Raw genomic sequence first — 3,970 nt, 5'->3', positions numbered from 1 at the left:
CGTGGGCTGCGATCGAGGTTCACCGAGAAATAGTCGACCACTTCCGTAGCCTCGGCGCCTTGCCTGAAACCCCGCTGTTCTTCGAAATCGACGGAAGGACCATATGGATGAACTGCTGGCGGCGTACAATGACATCACCGCTTCCAGATTGGGCCCCTCCCAACCGCAATGCGATGCGGCGAAGGCGGAGCAGCGTTCGCTGGCGGAGCCATGCGCAAAGTTCCGTTGTCACGCCGATCTAGCCGGCTTGACCTCTTCCGCATCAGCCACGCGTTCGCTGAGAGGGCGGCTTAAACTCCACGACCTCGTGCTGGTCGCACGGATTAGCTCGCTCATTTTTCTTGACGATTAGCTCAAGCTCGAGAGCCTCGAAGGCGAGTTCATCCGCCAAGCGCTTAAACAGCTCGCGCTTTTCTATGTCCGTCGCTTGCTGGCTCATCAGCATAAACTCTCTGGCGTCAGCGCGGACCTTTTCCAAACGTCGTCGGAGGTCCTTCATGTGTGCCGGCTTAGCTTTTAAACTTATCCTTGGCCCGAACAAATCAGTTGCTGGTTCGGATCCACCCGGAGTCAACTGCCGAAACTCGATACTGGTTCTATGCGGACCGCCAAATTCGCCGCTCTTCGTGCTGCGATATTTGGGCCACGCTCCATGACCCAGCCCCTGTTCAGGGATTGCGGGCTGAGGACGGCCGTCTTGGCCGATGAGCCATCCCTGTCCGGCTCTCGCCGGATGATGCATAGAACTAGCATACCTGAAGGGGGCATGAATGTTCGAAAGCGCACAGACGCGAGTGTTGCGCCCGACTAGGCTGCGATCGATCCTGGACGCTCGCAAAGCGCTCGGGGCCCAACGGCCTCGGGGAGATGCGAAAATGTGCGGGCTGCGCTGAAGCGGCTCCGTCCGCGAACGCAGTGTTGCCGGTTGCGTGCCGGGTATGAGGCAGGAGTAAGCTCGGCAGATTTAGATCAACGATGGTCGTTCTCGTGCGTACTTTTCTTCTCATTGTGGGAATATGGCTACTGGTGAACGTTCTGTTCGTTGTAGTTGTCCTGCCCTCGCGCAGACCGTCACCTGCTCGGCGAGCAGGAATTCCATCTCCGGTGACGATTAACACGACGGCCGGTCGCTCGGACGATCACGACCCACCACTCCTGCAGCGCGCAATGAGGCCGGTTGCAATCAGGGTTCTTTTCGTCGTCCTCCTCCGTCCAGTCCTTCGAGCGTGGAATGCAGTTAGGCGGCACTTCAGAGGGCACCACGACTAGATGCGGGCCATCGCGCGCTTGAGAATTCTCGTCGATGTCTTCACTGCGCCGCGAGCCCCCCGAGCGATTCAGCGAGAGCATCAGCCAGATTGCAAGTGCGCTCGCAATGGCCCTCCAAGCATGGTTATGACCCGCGTTTGAACGATGATGTGAAAAGCTCAGAGCCCAGGGGGGAGCAGCAGGCGCCAGCATTTCCATCCCAAAATGCCGCAACGCGCGCTCAACTTGTCTGCCGCTTTTCGGCTGAAGCCCGATCGATTAGGAAATCGTCCAATTTTCGGCCGCCTCGGAGCTGCGGCCGCAGCCATCGAGGCAGCCTGCCGCGACCCGACCATGTCTCCGCCGGGTTCTTCGGATTGCGATATTTGGGACGAACGGGCGGGTATGGACGGCGCTCGCGATTGAACCGCGTGGCCTCGTTGGCCAGTCCAATCCTGTGGAGCCGTTCCTCCAAATGTGCTTTTTGCACCAACATTTTCTGAGTGAGTTTGGCGGCGACCTCTTGGTGAAATATCCAGAGCTCGTCAACGGAGAGCGAATTGAAATGCGCGGTGTTCATGGCTCCATCCCTAATCTTGGGCAGAAGGCCCAGGCAGACAAGTCGGGAATCCGGGAGCAGACAAGCCCTCAGTGAAATATTGATCATGCAATCCACATTTAATACGAGAGGTAGCAGGGAGAAAGGCGCGACAATGGTAATATCGTGGCGGAGTATTTAAATCGCCGCGCGGGGTAGCCACGTCTCGTGACCTCCACAAACTCACCCTTGGCCAGTTGCGCTTTCGTGCTCGGGGACGAGCGCAAAGATGGCGATCGACCGGACGGCGGCGCGGACGGCTCGATGAATCGCGCTGCCTCGTGACCGGCATATTAATCAGGTAGCCAAGAGTACAATTAATTAATTCATCGCGCCGCCCGATTTAAGCCGCATGGGAGCCGTTGTCGCCGCTAAGGTTCGAGCGGGGGTGGGGCGCACCCGGGAGTTTTCGATGTCCGGTCATTTGCGATTATACTTCGCCAGTTTGGTGCTTGTCGGAGGTTTATCGGCGGCGCCTGCGTCTGCCAACCCTCTTGCCGACTTCTTCAATACTGCTACGCCCCAACCCACGGTAACCTCTCCGCCGCAAGCCGAATGCGTGCCGCGTCCCGGTAGCTCGACCACTGGTGGACAGCATTGGGTCTACCGAATGGACGGTCGCCGCAAATGCTGGTTCCTGGCCGAGGGCATCGCGACGGTGAAGAAGCCCATTCGGGCTCGCATGGCCAAAGACCGTAGCGCCAGTTTGGACGAGAACGGGACGAGGTGGAGCGCGGTCGTTGATGCGCGCGCGGAGGTGCTGCGCTCCGCACCGCCCGAGCAATCTCAGCCGCCTGTACCCGAAATGAAGGTAGCTGATGCCGCTTCCAATCTCGGCACGGGGTCGGCGGCCCCCATTGTCGATCTTCCCAACCAGATCACCTCCGAACACTCCGCACCGGGCCAAGTCGACGTTGGGCAGCTTCTCGCCGACGCACCTCAAGATATGCCGCTGGGCGCGCGCACTGCAGAGGCGCACGGCGAAGCGCGCAGCTGGAGGGCCTGGTTCGGTGTACTGCTGATGACGCTTGGTGGCCTCTCGCTCTTGAGCTCGAGCCGCACGCTTCGGCATGCGTGGAGATTACGTTAGCTTAGATGCGAGGTACATCCGCCGCGCAATCAATGGATTCCACGAGCCGGTATAGCCGAACTGCCACACGTACAAAGATTCCGTGCGCCACGCCTAGTTTGGCACGTGCCTTAGACGGACATTCGAGTACGATGACGGTCGCCTTTGGGATCGGACTGCATTATGCGGTACAAGGTGTTCGTGGTGGACGGCAGCCGGCAACTGATCTGCGCTGCAAAGCTCGACTGCATTGACGAGCAGGCGGCGAGACGCCGAGCCGAGCAAATGCATGACGAGCACGACGTTGAGCTTTGGCAAGGCGATCGACTCGTTGCTGTGTTCCGAAGTGCAACGTCGAATGAAGGTCGGAGCTAACGCGCGATCCTGAATAGACGGCCGGTCTCGCCGCCGAGTTAGTTCGAGCATTGTGAGGCACCCCGGCCTGGCTGGTTGCCGACATGTCGCAGCGACGTCGTCACCAAGGCTCGCTACTGCGGTCCCGGCCGTCTCTAAACGGCTCTTGCTCTGCCGCTCGCTTTGGTACGCTTTCTTCTTGTTCTTGCTTCTACATGTCGGAGTTTACTTCGAAGCTTCTCCACCTCTCTAAGCTCCTCCAGAAGCGCCTGGTGCCGTTCATTCAGAACAGCACTAGAAAAAATCTGACGCGTACTCGACATCACATGCCTCAGAAAATGATTTGAAGTAAGAAGTCGACGAAAAGCGAAAGCTAAAGAATACTCCACCGAAGCTCAATGAGCTGAAGCCGCAGCCGCCAGATGCTCCCAGTACTCTGCCTCTGCAAGCAGTTTCCAGCTTCTCTCAGGTTGGAGTGCGGCAGTCTGTCGGCACAGCAGCGCCATTGCACGCAGGCGGCGGGCAGCTTCCATTTCAACCTCCCATGTTTTCCCCCAACATATTTTTTGTTTTTGCGATGGAGTCATCATGATTATATGACATAATCAAATTTCTCATTTAATGGCGGTCAATTTGGTTCCATTTGTAAGCCGACCGGGAACTGCTTTCGGTTTAAGCTTCACATGGATTTCGAATGCTTG

The 3,970-nt window shown here is 57.9% G+C and carries 3 protein-coding genes; 1 reads left to right on the top strand and 2 read right to left on the bottom strand.

All coding sequences use genetic code 11. From position 1 onward, the window contains the following. Nucleotides 1-262: 262 nt before the first annotated feature. Together AC0L23_RS39690 and AC0L23_RS39685 are read right to left on the bottom strand one after the other, a co-directional pair. Nucleotides 263-439 carry a hypothetical protein gene (locus tag AC0L23_RS39690; RefSeq protein ID WP_231188768.1) on the bottom strand — a complete coding sequence of 59 codons (177 nt, stop codon included), beginning with the start codon at nt 437-439 and terminating at the stop codon, nt 263-265. A 1,050-nt stretch (nt 440-1,489) separates the two neighbouring features. Further along, nucleotides 1,490-1,828 carry an H-NS histone family protein gene (locus AC0L23_RS39685; protein ID WP_085357172.1) on the bottom strand — a complete coding sequence of 113 codons (339 nt, stop codon included), beginning with the start codon at nt 1,826-1,828 and terminating at the stop codon, nt 1,490-1,492. 628 nt (nt 1,829-2,456) lie between these two features. Here AC0L23_RS39685 and AC0L23_RS39680 point away from each other — a divergent pair. Next, complete coding sequence (locus AC0L23_RS39680) at nt 2,457-2,936, top strand: hypothetical protein (protein ID WP_473358395.1); 480 nt, start codon at nt 2,457-2,459, stop codon at nt 2,934-2,936. Nucleotides 2,937-3,970: the final 1,034 nt, after the last annotated feature.

This window comes from Bradyrhizobium sp. MI1.4 (assembly GCF_055811315.1).
This window is presented reverse-complemented; position numbering and strand designations above follow the sequence as displayed.

Bases quoted from the DNA above. Each gene is read 5' to 3' on its own strand.
- AC0L23_RS39690 (WP_231188768.1), bottom strand. From the start codon at position 439: ATGAGCCAGCAAGCGACGGACATAGAAAAGCGCGAGCTGTTTAAGCGC.
- AC0L23_RS39685 (WP_085357172.1), bottom strand. From the start codon at position 1,828: ATGAACACCGCGCATTTCAATTCGCTCTCCGTTGACGAGCTCTGGATA.
- AC0L23_RS39680 (WP_473358395.1), top strand. From the start codon at position 2,457: ATGGACGGTCGCCGCAAATGCTGGTTCCTGGCCGAGGGCATCGCGACG.